Annotated in this window: 18 protein-coding genes; 5 read left to right on the top strand and 13 right to left on the bottom strand. The window is 62.5% G+C overall.

Going from position 1 to position 13877, the window contains the following annotated elements:
* Window position 1: 1 nt before the first annotated feature.
* From NKJ93_RS17530 to NKJ93_RS17485, 10 genes are all read right to left on the bottom strand, one after another.
* Window positions 2–415, bottom strand: coding sequence for a c-type cytochrome (locus tag NKJ93_RS17530; protein WP_352482833.1), 414 nt, complete (start codon window positions 413–415; stop codon window positions 2–4).
* Window positions 396–1274: a cytochrome c oxidase assembly protein gene (locus tag NKJ93_RS17525; protein ID WP_352482832.1), complete on the bottom strand. Its 879-nt coding sequence runs from the start codon at window positions 1272–1274 to the stop codon at window positions 396–398. Before NKJ93_RS17525 ends, NKJ93_RS17530 begins: the two co-directional genes overlap by 20 nt.
* On the bottom strand, window positions 1271–1612 hold the full coding sequence (locus NKJ93_RS17520) for a hypothetical protein (RefSeq protein WP_023716597.1): 342 nt from the start codon (window positions 1610–1612) through the stop codon (window positions 1271–1273). Before NKJ93_RS17520 ends, NKJ93_RS17525 begins: the two co-directional genes overlap by 4 nt.
* 1 nt (window position 1613) lies before the next feature.
* Window positions 1614–2219 (bottom strand): cytochrome c oxidase subunit 3, encoded by a 606-nt coding sequence (locus NKJ93_RS17515; RefSeq protein ID WP_352482830.1) that lies wholly within the window; start codon window positions 2217–2219, stop codon window positions 1614–1616.
* Window positions 2216–4192, bottom strand: coding sequence for a cytochrome c oxidase subunit I (gene ctaD, locus NKJ93_RS17510; RefSeq protein WP_352590384.1), 1977 nt, complete (start codon window positions 4190–4192; stop codon window positions 2216–2218). The genes NKJ93_RS17515 and ctaD overlap by 4 nt, the downstream gene beginning before the upstream one ends.
* Window positions 4189–5163 carry a cytochrome c oxidase subunit II gene (coxB, locus tag NKJ93_RS17505; protein WP_352482828.1) on the bottom strand — a complete coding sequence of 325 codons (975 nt, stop codon included), beginning with the start codon at window positions 5161–5163 and terminating at the stop codon, window positions 4189–4191. Before coxB ends, ctaD begins: the two co-directional genes overlap by 4 nt.
* 38 nt (window positions 5164–5201) lie before the next feature.
* Window positions 5202–5735 (bottom strand): c-type cytochrome, encoded by a 534-nt coding sequence (locus tag NKJ93_RS17500; RefSeq protein WP_023716601.1) that lies wholly within the window; start codon window positions 5733–5735, stop codon window positions 5202–5204.
* Entirely contained in the window at window positions 5732–6601 is an 870-nt protein-coding gene (locus NKJ93_RS17495; protein WP_352482827.1) for a substrate-binding domain-containing protein, read from the bottom strand. The genes NKJ93_RS17500 and NKJ93_RS17495 overlap by 4 nt, the downstream gene beginning before the upstream one ends.
* Window positions 6582–8375 (bottom strand): methanol/ethanol family PQQ-dependent dehydrogenase, encoded by a 1794-nt coding sequence (locus NKJ93_RS17490; protein WP_502904396.1) that lies wholly within the window; start codon window positions 8373–8375, stop codon window positions 6582–6584. The genes NKJ93_RS17495 and NKJ93_RS17490 overlap by 20 nt, the downstream gene beginning before the upstream one ends.
* A gap of 71 nt (window positions 8376–8446) precedes the next feature.
* Window positions 8447–9223, bottom strand: a complete 777-nt coding sequence (locus NKJ93_RS17485; protein ID WP_023716604.1) for a heme-binding protein — start codon at window positions 9221–9223, stop codon at window positions 8447–8449.
* Window positions 9224–9435: 212 nt separating this feature from the next.
* On the opposite strand from NKJ93_RS17485, the gene NKJ93_RS17480 reads away from it, so the two are divergent.
* The 4 genes from NKJ93_RS17480 (at window position 9436) to NKJ93_RS17465 (ending at window position 11759) form a co-directional block, all read left to right on the top strand.
* Window positions 9436–10266, top strand: a complete 831-nt coding sequence (locus tag NKJ93_RS17480) for an SIR2 family NAD-dependent protein deacylase (RefSeq protein WP_502895875.1) — start codon at window positions 9436–9438, stop codon at window positions 10264–10266.
* Between the two features lie 84 nt (window positions 10267–10350).
* Window positions 10351–10536, top strand: coding sequence for a hypothetical protein (locus tag NKJ93_RS17475; protein ID WP_352482822.1), 186 nt, complete (start codon window positions 10351–10353; stop codon window positions 10534–10536).
* Window positions 10537–10585: 49 nt separating this feature from the next.
* Window positions 10586–11176: a LysE family translocator gene (locus tag NKJ93_RS17470; protein ID WP_352494026.1), complete on the top strand. Its 591-nt coding sequence runs from the start codon at window positions 10586–10588 to the stop codon at window positions 11174–11176.
* 85 nt (window positions 11177–11261) lie between these two features.
* Window positions 11262–11759, top strand: coding sequence for a hypothetical protein (locus NKJ93_RS17465; RefSeq protein ID WP_352493906.1), 498 nt, complete (start codon window positions 11262–11264; stop codon window positions 11757–11759).
* A gap of 29 nt (window positions 11760–11788) precedes the next feature.
* On the opposite strand, the gene NKJ93_RS17460 is transcribed toward NKJ93_RS17465, so the two are convergent.
* From NKJ93_RS17460 to NKJ93_RS17450, 3 genes are all read right to left on the bottom strand, one after another.
* Window positions 11789–12088, bottom strand: coding sequence for a DUF982 domain-containing protein (locus tag NKJ93_RS17460; RefSeq protein WP_352590381.1), 300 nt, complete (start codon window positions 12086–12088; stop codon window positions 11789–11791).
* Window positions 12089–12158: 70 nt separating this feature from the next.
* On the bottom strand, window positions 12159–12452 hold the full coding sequence (locus tag NKJ93_RS17455; protein ID WP_352493907.1) for a DUF982 domain-containing protein: 294 nt from the start codon (window positions 12450–12452) through the stop codon (window positions 12159–12161).
* A 127-nt stretch (window positions 12453–12579) separates the two neighbouring features.
* On the bottom strand, window positions 12580–12783 hold the full coding sequence (locus NKJ93_RS17450; protein ID WP_023676144.1) for a hypothetical protein: 204 nt from the start codon (window positions 12781–12783) through the stop codon (window positions 12580–12582).
* Window positions 12784–13073: 290 nt separating this feature from the next.
* Between NKJ93_RS17450 and NKJ93_RS17445 the strand changes: the two genes are divergently transcribed.
* Window positions 13074–13658 (top strand): sigma-70 family RNA polymerase sigma factor, encoded by a 585-nt coding sequence (locus NKJ93_RS17445; protein ID WP_036244131.1) that lies wholly within the window; start codon window positions 13074–13076, stop codon window positions 13656–13658.
* Window positions 13659–13877: the final 219 nt, after the last annotated feature.

Genomic DNA, 13877 nt, shown 5'->3' with positions numbered 1-13877 from the left:
TTCATTTGAGCGAATAGAGGTAGGCAGCCACGTCCCGCGCCTCCTGCTCGGAAATTCTGGTCGAAGGCATTGCCGTATGCGGGCTGATCTCCCTTGCCGCACGGATCCAGCGGATCAAGTTTTCCGGCTTGTTGTACAAGACGCCGCCGACGTAAACCCGGTTGGCCAAGCTGGCGTCGAGGCGCGGGCCGACCAGCCCTTGCGCTCCGGGAACGCCGGTGATGGTGTGGCAACCGGCGCAGCCATTGGCCATCATGATCGGTATGGCGCGGGCGCCGACACCGCCGGTCGCATCGTCGGCCTTCTGCTCGACCCGACGGCTTTGCTCGAAGTACAACGCAATCCCGGCCAGGGCTGCAACGAGCACGACAATTACCGCAGCGCCGATTATGGCTTTAGACAGCGTGAAGCGCATGCGGCGCCTCCTTTCGGCTGCTCGAGCGGATCCACAGGCCGGCCAGCAGCAACGCCGCGCCGCCATAGATCAGGCCGGCCGGAACCCACATCACCAAACCGGCGAGTTGCTGGTCCTCGAGCGGACTAAGGCTCCACAATTCTGCGCCGGCGGCGTTTTCCGGGTACCACAGCCTTGGCGAGACCAGCAGCAGCACTCCGAGCAGGCCGGTGTGCAGCGAGGTGAAGAAAAGGTGCATGACCGCGCTGCCATAGGCTTGTTCGCGGCCGGGGCGCGGCAGCAGCACCCACCAGAACAGCAGGCCGCTACCGAGGAAGCTGGCATGTTGCGCATAGTGCAGGGCACCCTGTCCAAGCGCTGCCTCGAACAGGGCCGGAACGTGCCACGCCCATATCGCGACGCCGTGCAGGACGGTGGCGGCTGCAGGGCGGCTGATGGCGACCCAAACCGCTCGCAGCATCTTGGCGTGCCCGGCTGTGCCCAGCGCCTGCCGCAGCTTGATCGGCAATGCCCACATCATCGCCGCGGCCGGACAGGAGGCGACCAGCAAGGGCGCCGCCACCGCCATCAGCAGCTCATGTTCGATCATATGGGCGGTGAAAACGCGCTCACCCAATGCATGGAGCGGATTGACCAGCGCTGCTGCCAGAATGACCCAGCCGGCCGCGAACAGCAGGGCTTGCCACAGCCGCAACGGGCGGCTGCGAGCACTCCGCCGCCACAACCGAGCGGCTCCAGCGGTGTAAAGCAGTGCGATCGCTGCCAACGGCAGCGTAATTGGCAGCGCCAGCGTCCAACCGGCCTGAGGGGCGCCGGCACCGTAGCAGATGGAGGTCGAGAAGAGCGCCTCGAAGCTCATCGTATGCAGCCGTCAAGAATGAGCGAGGCAGCGCCCTGCATGACGATTACCAGCGTAAACAGCACCGCGCTTAGAATACTGACATTGGCGACGAAATCTTCGGTGCCGCGCGTACGCTCCGGTTTGAAGGCGGCGCCGCCTTGCTGTCGCGCCCGCCACGAAAGCGCGCCGCCGAGCAAGGCCAGCACCGCCAACACCAACGCAATGACGGGGATGATCGCAATCCTGTGAGCGCACTGCCACTCGACAACCGCGTAGTTCAGTTGCGTCGATACCGCCCAGGCCAATGGCCCCGACAACAGCCCACCCCAGGAAGTTCCGTACCGAACCGCACGCATCTCAACCCAGCCTCGGCGTCCAGTAAATAAACAGATAGATCGGGATCCAGGTCGCGACCACGAAATCCCAGTAGAAGACGTTGTCGCCCACATCCCCGAAACGCCGGCCGCTATAGCCATGGCGCGTGAACATCAGAACCGTCAGCACCAGCGTGTCGCCGACATCGGTGATCAGATGTGTGGTGTGGAGGCCGAGCAGCACCCACAGCATCGAGCCATACGCATTGGTATCCCAATAAATGTTGAGGGCCGGAAATTCGAACCAGCGCACGACAAGCGGTGCGATGCCGAGCAGCGACATCACCAGCAGGCCGATGCGCACCGGCACCATGGCACAGGCTTCGGCGTAGCGGTTCAGTATGTGGTTGGGCACCACGCTGGCGAGCAGCAACAGCATGACGATGGTGCCCGGCCAATGGTTGGGCGGCGGCACGCCGAGCGGCCATTCGGGGGACAGGTAGGCAAGGTAGAGATAGGCGCCTGCGGCGAGCGCGAAACCAGTGCCCTCAAGCGCCATGAAGGCGAGGGTGCCCCACCAGGTCGGGCTGCGCGGTCCGAGCCCGAAGGTCGGGAGTTCGGAAAGATCCGCGGCCGGGCGCTGTTTCATTCCTCGTCCTCCGGATCGCCTTTCGGCCAGAACCAGCCGATCAAGGTGATGGCGATCGGCCCGGCTCCCCAGACCACCGCCCACGGGCTGAAGATCGAATAGAGAAAGGTGGCGCCCACGGCGAGGGCGGCGAATAACGGCCAGATCGATGGCGTCGCCGACTTCTCGCGCACATCGGGATGCGCCTCTGCCACGGTCGAAATAACAAGTTCGCGCACGTCGACACGAAGCCCAGTCGCCACCGGCAGCGTATCGCGTTCGGCCCACAGCGGCTCGGCATGTGTAACCACCGGAATATGGGCGAAATTGTAGTTAGGCGGCGGAGACATTGTCGCCCATTCCAGAGTGCCCGCATTCCAGGGATTGTCCCCGGCCGGCGCGCCCCTCAAGGCGCTGTGAACCAGGTTTATGGTAAACAGCACGAAGCTCAGGAACAGGACGACCGCGCCGGCTGTGATGAACAGGTTGATGTTGCCCCAGCCGAGCTCCGCCGGATAGGTGTAGACCCGGCGCGGCATGCCCCACAGCCCGACAATGTGCATCGGAAAGAACGCCGCATTGAAGCCTATGAAGGCAAGCCAGAAGTGCCAGCGTCCGAGACGCTCGTTCATTATCCGGCCGGTGATCTTGGGGAACCAGAAATAGGTCGCGCCGAGCAGCGGGAACACCGACCCGCCGATCAGCACGTAATGGAAATGCGCGACCACGAAATAGGTGTCGTGCACTTGCAGGTCCAATGGGACCGAGGCCAGCATCACGCCGGTCAGGCCGCCTGCGACGAAGGTGAAGAAGAAGCCGAACACGAACAGCAGCGGCGTCCTGACTATCGGCTTTCCGTCCCACAATGTCGCCAGCCAGCAGAAGATCTGCAGCCCATTCGGGATGGCGATCAGCATGCTCGACGCGGTGAAGAAGCTCGCGCCGAGCTTCGGCAAGCCGGTTGCGAACATGTGGTGGACCCACAGGCCGAACGACAGAAAGCCGACCGAAATCAGCGACAGAACCATGCCCAGATAGCCGAATACCGGACGCCGGGCGAAAGCGGCGATGATCGAGGACACCATGCCGGTGGCCGGCAGGAAAATGATGTAGACTTCGGGGTGGCCGAAGAACCAGAACAGGTGCTGGAAGAGCAGTACGTCGCCACCCTCGGCGGGATTGAAGATATGGGTGCCGACCAGCCGGTCGAGGATCAGGAACGTCGACGTGATCATGACCGCCGGCATGGCGAACACGATCACGAAGGAGGTGACCAGCAGCGCCCAGACGTAGAGCGGAATCTTGTCCAGCGACATGCCCGGCGCGCGTTGCTTCAGCACGGTGACGATGGTGGCAACCGCGACCGCCAACGACGACACTTCGGTATAGGTGATCATCTGCGCCCACACGTCGGAACGCTTGCCTGGCCCGAATTCAGGGCCGGACAGCGGCACATAGGAGAACCAGCCGACGTCGGGCGCCATGTCGAGTGCAAACGACACCCAGGCGAAGAGGCCACCGGAGAGATAAATCCAGAAGCTGAATGCATTGAGGCGCGGAAAGGCGATGTTGCGGGTGCCGACCATCAGCGGCACGAGGTAGATGCCAGTCGCCTGAACGATCGGCACTGCAAACAAGAACATCATGGTTACGCCATGCATGGTGAACAGCTGGTTGTAGCGGTCGGGCCCGATCAGCCCGCGCTCCGGCCCCGACAGTTGGATGCGCATGGCAACGGCGCTGAGGCCACCGAGGCACAGGAAGAAGAAGGCGGTGATCAGGTAGCGCCGCGCGACAATTTTGTGGTCGACGCTCGAGAGCGCACCGATGATGCCCGGTGCCGTCTGCCATGTCCGCGCCAGCCAGCGGTCAAGGCTGGCGTCGTCGAGGCCGGTATCGCGAGGACCGTCGTGCTCGGGAGCTAGGTCACCCTTTTGTGCTGCGGCGCGTTGCTGGGCGAGGTCACGCTCATGGGCTAGGTCGGCGCTGCTCATTTCAGGCCTTCGAGATAGGCTACGATCGCATTCAGCTCGTCCCCGTTTAGTCCCACCACGGGCATGTGGGCACCTGGCTTGATCCCTTGCGGATCGGCTATCCAGGCTGCGAGATTGCCGCGGCTCATCGCCAGCGTTCCGGCAGCGAGCGTCTGCCGGCTTGCGATATGTGTAAGGTCGGGAGCGACCGTACCGCCGGCGATGGTGCCGCCGATCTTGTGGCACATCACGCAAGGCCGTTTGAGGAATAGGTCATGGCCGGCTTTTGCCTCGCCAGAGGCAGGAGCGACCGCCGGCCGCAGCTGATCGTTCAGCCACGCGTCGAAGACGGGCCGGGGTTCGGCGACGATGAAGGTGCTCATATTGGCATGCTGCGCGCCGCAGAACTCGGCGCACTGGCCGCGATAGACGCCGGGCTTGTCCGCCTTCAGATCGAGAACGTTCTCGTGGCCTGGAATGAGGTCCAGCTTGCCCGAGAGGTTCGGCACCCAGAAGGAATGGATGACGTCGGTCGAGGTCACGACAAGCCGCACCGGCTCCCCCGCCGGGATGTGGATTTCATTGGCGGTCGTCAGGATGCGGTTCGGCTGATCGTTTTCGTAGCGCACCTCCCACCACCATTGATGCCCGGTCACCCGGATCGTCAGCGCCGCATCCGAGCCGATGGCGGCGAGCGTCCGGTTAGCGAAGTAGCTCAGCAGCGTCAGGCCGACCAGGATCAGGGCGGTAGCGGCGAGTGCGGCGACGACAATTCGCATCTTGCTGCGCTCGGCGGCAGCGTCGAGGACAAGCGGATCGCCGAGCGGCGCCGGGCGCCGGGCCAATGGCGTAATCAGCACGGCCATCACCAGAAGCCAGACCGCCGTGCACAGCGCGGTGAAGAACCAGATCAGCCATGCAAGCTCGCCCGCGGCCGGGCCTTTCGGGTCGAGCGCGGATTGCCAGCCGCTGCATCCTGCAAGGAGCAGCATGCAGGCTGTGCTGCAGCACACCCTGCAAAGAAGGCGGTTCACGGCGACTTCCCCAGCGTCGCGGCGTCCGGCAGGCGATTTTCGGATGGATGGGGCATCATGTCGTCGTCGCGGCTCGGCGCAGCGGACTTTGGCGCGTTGCCGCTCAGCGCGCGGACGAAGGCGGCAAGCTCCCAGATCTGGTCGTCAGGGATCTTGTCGCGGAAGCTCGGCATGCCGTTCGGCCGGCCGTCCCTGATCGTGGCGTGGATGCTTTCGATCGAGCTGCCATAGAGCCACTTCTGGTCCATGAGGGCCGGGCCCATGCCGCCGCCGCCATTGGCATGGCAGCCGGAACAGTTGAACCAGTTGAACAGACGCTTGCCCTCGCTGAGGTGGAAGGCGTTGGCCTCGAACACGCCGGCCTTGTTGTCGGACGAGGCCGGCCGTTGGCCGCCCGGCTCGAGGGCCGTCACGGCCGCCGGTTGGTCGCCCGAGCCGAGCACCGACTGTGGACGCGTGTCGCGTTCCTCGCGCTGGCAAGCGGCAAGGACGAGCATCGCCGACAGCAAGCATGGAAGGCCGCGGTTCATCGCACTGCCGCCCCGGCGCCGTCGAGGCGAGGCACGCCATATTCCGCCAGGATCGTATCGATCTCGGCGCGGTGTTTGGCAATAGCTGCGTCTACCTCACCGCGCAGTGCATCGTCGTCGCGGCGCACGGCCATCGAGATGTCGTAGATCATCGGCAGCAGCGGACCGTCGATACGCGGCGCAACCGGCGTAATTCGTAACGGAGCTTTTTGCCTGGCGGCGAAGTAGCCGGCCAACGGTCCCCAGACGACGGCAACATCGATGTCGCCATTCGCCACCGCCTCGATGATGCGCGCTGGCGGGTTTGGCGCGGAATAGTCGCCATAGACCGGGAAGCCGATGAGATGGCCGACGATGCCGCGGCGCCCGAGCGCCTGGACGGGTGGCGAGTTGGCGCCGTCGTCGCCGATCAGCTGGACGCCGATGTGCAGATCGCGCAGGCGAGGATCGTTGAAGGACGTGATTTCCGGCGCATCCTTTCGTGTCACGAAGACGTAGGAAGACCGGTAGTAGGGCGCGGTGGTGCGCAGCATTTCGAGATTGGCGGGTGTGCCGGGCACCAGATCGCACAGGCCGGCTTTCAGCGTGTTGCGCACAAAGCCGCGCCGCTGTGCCCACCATGTGTAGGAAACAGTCGCACCAAGCTCCTCGGCGACGAGTTCGGCAATCTTGTTTTCAAAGCCCTCCCTGGCGGCATTGGAGAACGGCATGTTGTTGGGATCGGCACAGATTCTCAATTCGCGCGCATCGGCAAGGGGGGCAACAAGCGAGAGCGCCAGTGCACCGACCGCGGCGGCAAGCCGCCGCGGTCGCGTTCTCCGTGGCCGCGCAACTCGGCCGATCGTCTCAAGGCAGCCGGAACACATACAGCGTACCTCCCGGCGTGGTTACATCCTTCAGATCCTTCATGACGTTGACGAAGCCCAGCGCGGCGGTGGCGTCGCGCGGGTCGAGATCGCCGGATACGATCGCCCCAGCCCAGCCACCAACGCCCGAAAGGACCGCGACATATTGGTGCCCGTCTGGGCCGCGATAGGTGATCGGCTGGCCGATGATGCCGGACGACGTCTTGAACTGCCAAAGCAGCGCGCCGGTCCTGGCGCTGACCGCCTTGAACCAGCCTTCCATCGTGCCATAGAACACGACATTGCCGGCGGTGGCGACGGCGCCGCTCCACACCGGAAAGTTCTCCTTCAGGCTCCACGCCGGCTTGGCGGCGGCGACATCCCAGGCGGTGAAAGCGCCGCGATTGCCGCCCGGCCCCGGAATCATGCGCACGTTCATGCCGACATAGGGCGTCCCGGCGATGTAATTCACCTCGACGCCTTCTTCGTCCATGCACATGTTATTGTGCGGAATGTAGAGCAGGCCGGTCTTTGGCGAGAACGCCGAAGGCTGCCAGTCCTTTAGCCCGGATGCGGTGGGGCAGATGTCGCGCACGACCTTACCGGTGCCGGTTTTTTTGTCGGGATTTACAATCAGCCGGCCGGTCTTGAGGTCGACGCCCTTGCTGGAATTGACAGGCCCGAACGGCACCGCCGACAATACCTCCCCCGTCGTGCGGTCCAGCAAATAGACATAGCCGTTGCGTTCCGGTCGGACCAGGACCTTGCGGAGCTTGCCCTGCCAAGTCATGTCGAGCAGCACCTGCTCGTTGATGCCGTCGTAATCATGGAGGTCGTGCGGGGTCCATTGATAGAACCATTTGGCTGCGCCGGTGTCGGGATCGCGGGCAAAGATGCCGGCGGTCCATTTGTTGTCGCCGGGCCTCAGATCCGGATTCCACGGGCCGGGATTTCCGGTGCCGTGGAAGATAAGGTTCAGATCCGGATCATAGGAGATCCAGCCCCACACATTGCCGCCGCCGATCTTCCACGCATCGGGCGGCCATGACGTCACGCCGAGATCCTTGCCCTTGTCCATGTCGTAATGCGGCTTGAAATCGGGGCCGATCAGCACCTCGGCGTCCGGGCCGGTGTTGTAGGCCGTCCAGACGACGTGCCCGTCGCCGGCGTCGAGCGCCTTGATCCAGCCGCGCACGCCCATTTCGCCGCCGGAATTGCCGACCAGCACCTTGTCCTTGACCACCAGCGGCGCCATGGTGATGGTCTCGCCGATATTGATGTTGCCGATATGGGTGTTCCAGACCGGTTTGCCGGTGGCTGCATCAACGGCGATGGTATGGCCGTCGAGCGTGTTGAAATAGATGCGCCCGTCGAAGAAGACCGCACCGCGGTTGACCACGTCGCAACAGGCAACGCCCTGCGCCGCAGGCTCGGGATTGGGCTCGAATTTCCACTTCATCGGCGCGCCGGGCTTGGTAAGGTCAAGCGCGTAGAGGATGTTGGGAAACGGCGTCACGATGTACATCGTGTTGCCGACGACCAGGGGCGCAGCCTCCTGGCCCTTGTTGACGCCAGTGGAGAATGTGAAGGCCACCTGCAGGTTCTTGACGTTGTCCTCGGTGATTTCCGCAAGTTCGCTGTAGCGGGTCGAGGCGTAGTTCTTTGCCGGCATCGCCCACTGGCCGTCGTCGGGCGGAGCAGCTGCGGACGGCGGATTTATCGCAAAGCTTGACGTTGACTGAGCAACCGCCGTGGTAACTAGCGCGAAGCCTGCCAGCAGCGTCCATCCCAGCATCGCAGCCATTGGCCTTTCTCCCCTTTTGGCTGACACACTGGTTTTCGCTGCCACCTGTCGCACTTGCCTCATTAGCGTATCGACCCGCCGACACCGGCGCCAAGCTCTGCGGCTACGTCCGCCTCGGTTCCGGCACACAATGGATGGCCCCAGCCGGAAGCGCTCTTGCCGCCGGGATCGAGGTCGAAAATGATAGCGTCCTTGCGGTTTGGGTTGACGCCGGCCGGTACCTTGTCCAGCCCGAGTGCGGCCCGCACCCGCCAGGCGACATTGTGGTCGGCACAAGAGGAATCGCCGCTTATCCCGAGGGCCCCGACGATCCCCTTGCCGTCGTAGAGAGCCAGGCCACCGCCAAACACGACGACACCGCCGATGGGCTTTCCCAGCAATGGATCGCTGGAGCTTCCATACGTAGAAGGATCGCCCGCATAGGCTGCCGCCTGATTGACCGGATTGGTGGCCAGGAGGCCGAATAGAGGACCGCCGGGCTGCACCGGCGCGTAGAGGTTCGCGGTGGACAAAGCCATCTGCGCGAGGCTGAGCCCGTTGGCCGTATTGGCTTTTTCGGCGGCGATCAGTCGGCTGCCGGGCCACTGGGCGTCGGCGGTAGGCCCGCTGAAGGCGACGGCGCAGACAGTTCCGTCGCGAGCCACGATTGCCGCCCATTCATTGGTATCGAAGCCGCCATTGCCGGGGCCGCCGCTGGCTTTGACGTTGGCCTTGAGGGCGGCCAGCAATTTGTCATGGTCGGCCGGGCAAGGTGCTTGAGCCCAAGCCTTTTGCTGGACGGCGCCGATTGTAAGCAGGAACAGACATAATGCTACTGAGACAATCCGATGGCGATCCATTAGCTGCGCCGTCTTTGTTGAACACTCCCAACGCGCGAGAGGCGCAGAAGTGCCAAATGGAATGAAATAAATGTCGGATTCCGTCGGCCAAACTCGGCGGCCGGCGCTCGGGATAGTTGATCCGGGCGTTCTCATTCAACCGCAAATTGGAGTTATTCCCGCGGTGGTCCGGGCTCGGCCGGAACGGAGGGCGCTGTTCGCAGTTGTGTCGGATGCTGTCTGCAGTCGAGCAACTGGCTCAATCGGTGAAAGAGCGGCGAGCGGTCTTGTTCGTTGGCGCCGGAGTATCGATGAGCGTCGGCTTACCGTCCTGGCAAAAGCTCATCGAGCACATGCAAAACGAGCTCGGCCTCGACGAGGACATGATCGGCGCACCGGAGGCCAACTATCAGGCCCTTGCCGAATATTACCGGCTGAAGCAGGGGAGCCTCGGCCCTTTGCGCAGCTGGATGGATCGCGAATGGAGCGTATCGCGGGAAAAAGTGCGGGGCTCGGCGATCCACAAGCTTATCGTGTCGCTCGATTTTCCGATCATCTACACCACCAATTATGATCGCAACCTCGAGGTTGCCTTCGAGATCCATGGCCGGCCCTTTGTGAAAGTGGCCAATGCAAAGGACTTGCCCAAGACAACAGGCGAGGTCACCCAGATCATCAAATTCCACGGCGATTTCGACGACGACAAATCGCTGGTTCTGGCGGAGACCGATTATTTTGAACGGCTGTCGTTCGATTCGCCGCTCGATGTGAAATTTCGGGCCGACGCGCTGGGGCGCACCATCCTGTTCATCGGCTACAGCATGTCCGACATGAACATCCGTCTGCTGCTGCATAGGCTTTGGCAGACCTGGCAGCGGTCGGGCTACGAGAAGAGCCGTCCGAAATCCTTCATCTTCATGTCGCAGCCGAGCATCGTCCAGGAGGCTGTTCTCGGCCGCTGGGGCATCGATATGCTGACCGAAGAGGCCGACGATCCGGAGGACGCGCTGCTCGCATTCCTGAACGAACTCAAGGACAGGGTCGGCCGGCCAGACGGCGCCTGAAAAGCCTGCGCCGTGACGAAGCTGTGGGGAACCGGCCGGCCCGATGTGAGTTGGGGAGGCTAAGTCTCACGGGATCAAGCCTGTATGAACGAACGCAAACACAAGCGAAGAGTGCATATCAAACATGGCCTGTCGGCCGAGCAGGTCTATGAGATCAATTTCTTTGCCCGCAAATGCGGCCTGACCAGGGATGAAGCGCTCAAGATGATGCGAGATGCCGGTCGGTTGAAGGATAGCGCGAAGGCATCTTACCAAACCTGGGCGAAGTAGCGGCATGGATCACGCCTCTTGGGCGGCCTTTCTCGGGACGGTCATCTTGATGCAGATGCCGCCGGGGCCTGACAGTCTGCTGGTGATGGCGCGTGGCATCGGGCAGGGCCGGGAGGTTGCCCTGTTAACCGTTCTGGGCATGACCCTCGGCGCCGGCATGGTCCAGTTGCCGCTCCTTGCCCTCGGCATATCGTCGCTGCTCCAGGCGTCGCCCCTTGCCTTTGCCATGCTTCGCTGGATGGGCGCGGCCTATCTCGTTTGGCTTGGATCACGTTTGGTATTGTTGCCGTCGGACGGGGTCGAAGTCGAGAAGCCTGCGGCCGTCGGGCCGCTCGCGGCTGCGCGCGAAGGGATGATCGCCAATCTGGTAAATCCCTGGCCGATAACCTTCATGGTGGCTTTCCTTCCACAGTTCGTCGATCCGGCTCGCGGATCGGTTACACTGCAATTGCTGCTGCTCGGAGGCACCCAGAAGATGACCGGTGTGCTGGTGCTGGGCACATATGCGCTCGCATCCGGCACGCTCGGGGCCTGGATCATGAGGCGACCGAAGGTAAGGCTCTGGCAGCAGCGCGTGGCAGGCTGCTTCGTCGTCGGTCTCGGTATCCGCATGGCACTCGGTGGTGGCGCACACCGCTGAGGATCGAGCGATGCACCGGCGGTGCGTCATGGAACATCCGCCGACAATTTTCGTTGACATGCTCCACAAGGCGAAGAGGTCGAGCATGTCGAAGGTCCAAGCCGCCACCCCGGAGCGTTTGCAGCAGCTCAGGCTCGAGGCGACAGCGCACTTTGCGCCGCTCATATTGCGCGAGGCACTGGTGCGTCTCTGCCGGGCGTGTGGAAGCGAGAGCCTCGAACGGTTCGAAAAGACCATGGTCGACCAAATCGAGGCATCGCGTGACGAAAAGGCCGATTTCGACACAATGAAGGAATTTGCCATCGAACAGCTCTATGGCTGGATTCGAGAAGTCAGGTCTTCACCGGACATGACACAGCCGCTGGAGAATGTAGACACCCGAAGGACCCCTGGCCGCTCGGAGGAGCCGCAGACGCTAGAAGACCAGCTGCAGGCGGGTCTGGAGGATTCTTTCCCGGCAAGCGACCCGCCGGCTGTTGTTTCCACCGCGATCCCCGGCGGATCGAAGAAGCTGGTCGGAACCGACGAGGTCCTCAGGCAGCAGCGGAAGAAAAAGGCCGAGGAAGCCAGCCATTCGCGATAAACGGCACTGCGGGGAAGCAGCCTGCCAGCTCACCCGCCGTCCGGCATGAAGGCTGTCGGGGCATGCGTGTCATGCGGCTCGCCTTCGACAAGAATCTTCGCTTCCAAAGCCGCGTCGATAAATGCTTCGCGGGCTTCCGCTGCCGTAATCTGGCCGATCTGGGCGCCATCCAATGCATCTGCCGCCATCAGCGACAACGGGGCATTGCGGGCAGGCCATTTCTCGCTTTTGAGGCAGTAAGAAGCCTCGAAAACGGAGCTGACCATTGGCGATCGGCCCGGCTTGCCGAAGTAGATGCAAACCGGAGCATCGAACTTTATCTCCAGCATGGCGGTCCTCCCGATTTAACCACCCTTGATATAAATTAGCCTCAGCGGGTCACATGGCCTGCTGGGCATTTTAGCCGACATCGCGAACCTCAGTGGGATTGGTGCCTGCTGGTATTTCGGCGGCGACATCGTGCGCCAGAATGCCCGCTTTTTGGGCGAATGCTTCGAACGCCGCGCGCACCGTCTCGGCATCGACCTCGTCAGCCAGCCCGGCGCGACAGGCGTTGAACGCCGCCATGTGCGCCGGGCCGCGGCTCGGCCATTCGTTTAAGACGTCATAGGCCTGCCACATATTTTCGACATGGCGAGGGAAACCAAGGCCGACAAGAATTGGAACGGGGCGGCCAAACGAGCTTTTTGTCATCTGTGTCTCCGCGAAAGTGCCTGTCGCATCAACGCTCGATGCGGACACGAGGCCGATGCCCGTTAACGCGGGATTGGTGCACGGGTTGCAGCGGATTTGTTCGATCGTGCGCCGGCCGATGCTGGCGTCACTTGTTGGTCCGCATCTTTTGCCGGGGATTGATACCGCCTTGAGGCGTGGTGTCGTTCTCGACATCGCCTTCGAACGTGTTGTCGCCCTGATCGAGCCGGTCGCCCTCCTTGATCGTGCCCTTGGAACTGCCGATGCCGGGATCGTTGGCAAGGTCGCTATCGGCCGGCGTTTTGCCTTTGGCGTGCTTGTTTCCTGTCATGGATTCCTCCTGTTTTGAGGTGGCGGACTGTCCTTGAGGTGGCGGCCAAGGCTCGCTGCGAATCGCGTTTCGACGCGCCAATGGCGGTCCCCCGGATTTTCGGACGACCTCGCTTCGAACTCCGCGATACCGGTGGTTGTTCCGTCAAAAATATCGCCGCCGGCTGGAGTGCCCAGCCAAGCCTCTCCGGTTTCTGGAGCCGGGTGATTTTCGCCAGCCGGAACGATCTTTCGCCCAATGCATTTAACTGGTCTGCGCTCACGAACTCATTCTGGACGGGAGCTGGACCATTGCCACCCACAGCCTACGCCTTCGCGACCCGCGAAACCGAAGAAGTTTCCATCGTCCACCTCATACCCGCCTTAAGGGCTTTCGCGCGTACTTTCTGCCGCACCCCCGATGATGCAGACGACCTGGTCCAGGAGACGCTGACCAAGGGACTGGCCAACATCGACAAGTTCGAGGCTGGAACGCGCATGAAGTCATGGCTCTTCACCATCATGCGCAACACCTACTACACGCGTGTCAGAGCCGCAGTGAGGGAAGCGCCTGGCCTGCTCGACTGCGCTTCGCTGCGGCCGATCTCGGAAGCGACGCAGGAATGGTCCGTACAGGGCAAGGAAGTCCACCAGGCCATCCAGAGCCTTCCCGAGCACCAGCGCGAGGTTCTGATGCTGATAGGCGTGCTGGGCGTCAGTTATGAGGAGACTGCCGAAATATGCGGTTGCGCGGTGGGAACCGTGAAAAGCCGGCTCAACCGCGCACGCGCCGGCGTGCTGGAATACCTTGGCGAAAGTTCCTCGCAAACGCTGATGGAAAGGCGCAGCTATCTATCCGAAGGACAATTGGACTTCGAAGCCGAGAGGCGCCGCTAATACATGTCACGCTAATTGCTGGTTTCGCGCAATCGTCTTTCCACAAGCGCGTTCTGCAATTCAATCGCAAGTTTGGTCAGCCGGTCAGGAACCCTTTCCTGTTCGATGGCCGCAAGCAAGGAAGCGATTTCCCGGTCTATCCTCAGATCGGCACGCGTGCTGACGGAATCTTCCCTTGAGCGAGACATCGCGTTCTCTTGGCAAATGTTAGTCCCTTCA

This window comes from Mesorhizobium sp. M0028, from assembly GCF_040323855.1.
Lineage (GTDB): Bacteria > Pseudomonadota > Alphaproteobacteria > Rhizobiales > Rhizobiaceae > Mesorhizobium.
Note: the sequence above shows the minus strand (reverse complement) of the source record. Positions and strands in the feature narration are given on the sequence as shown.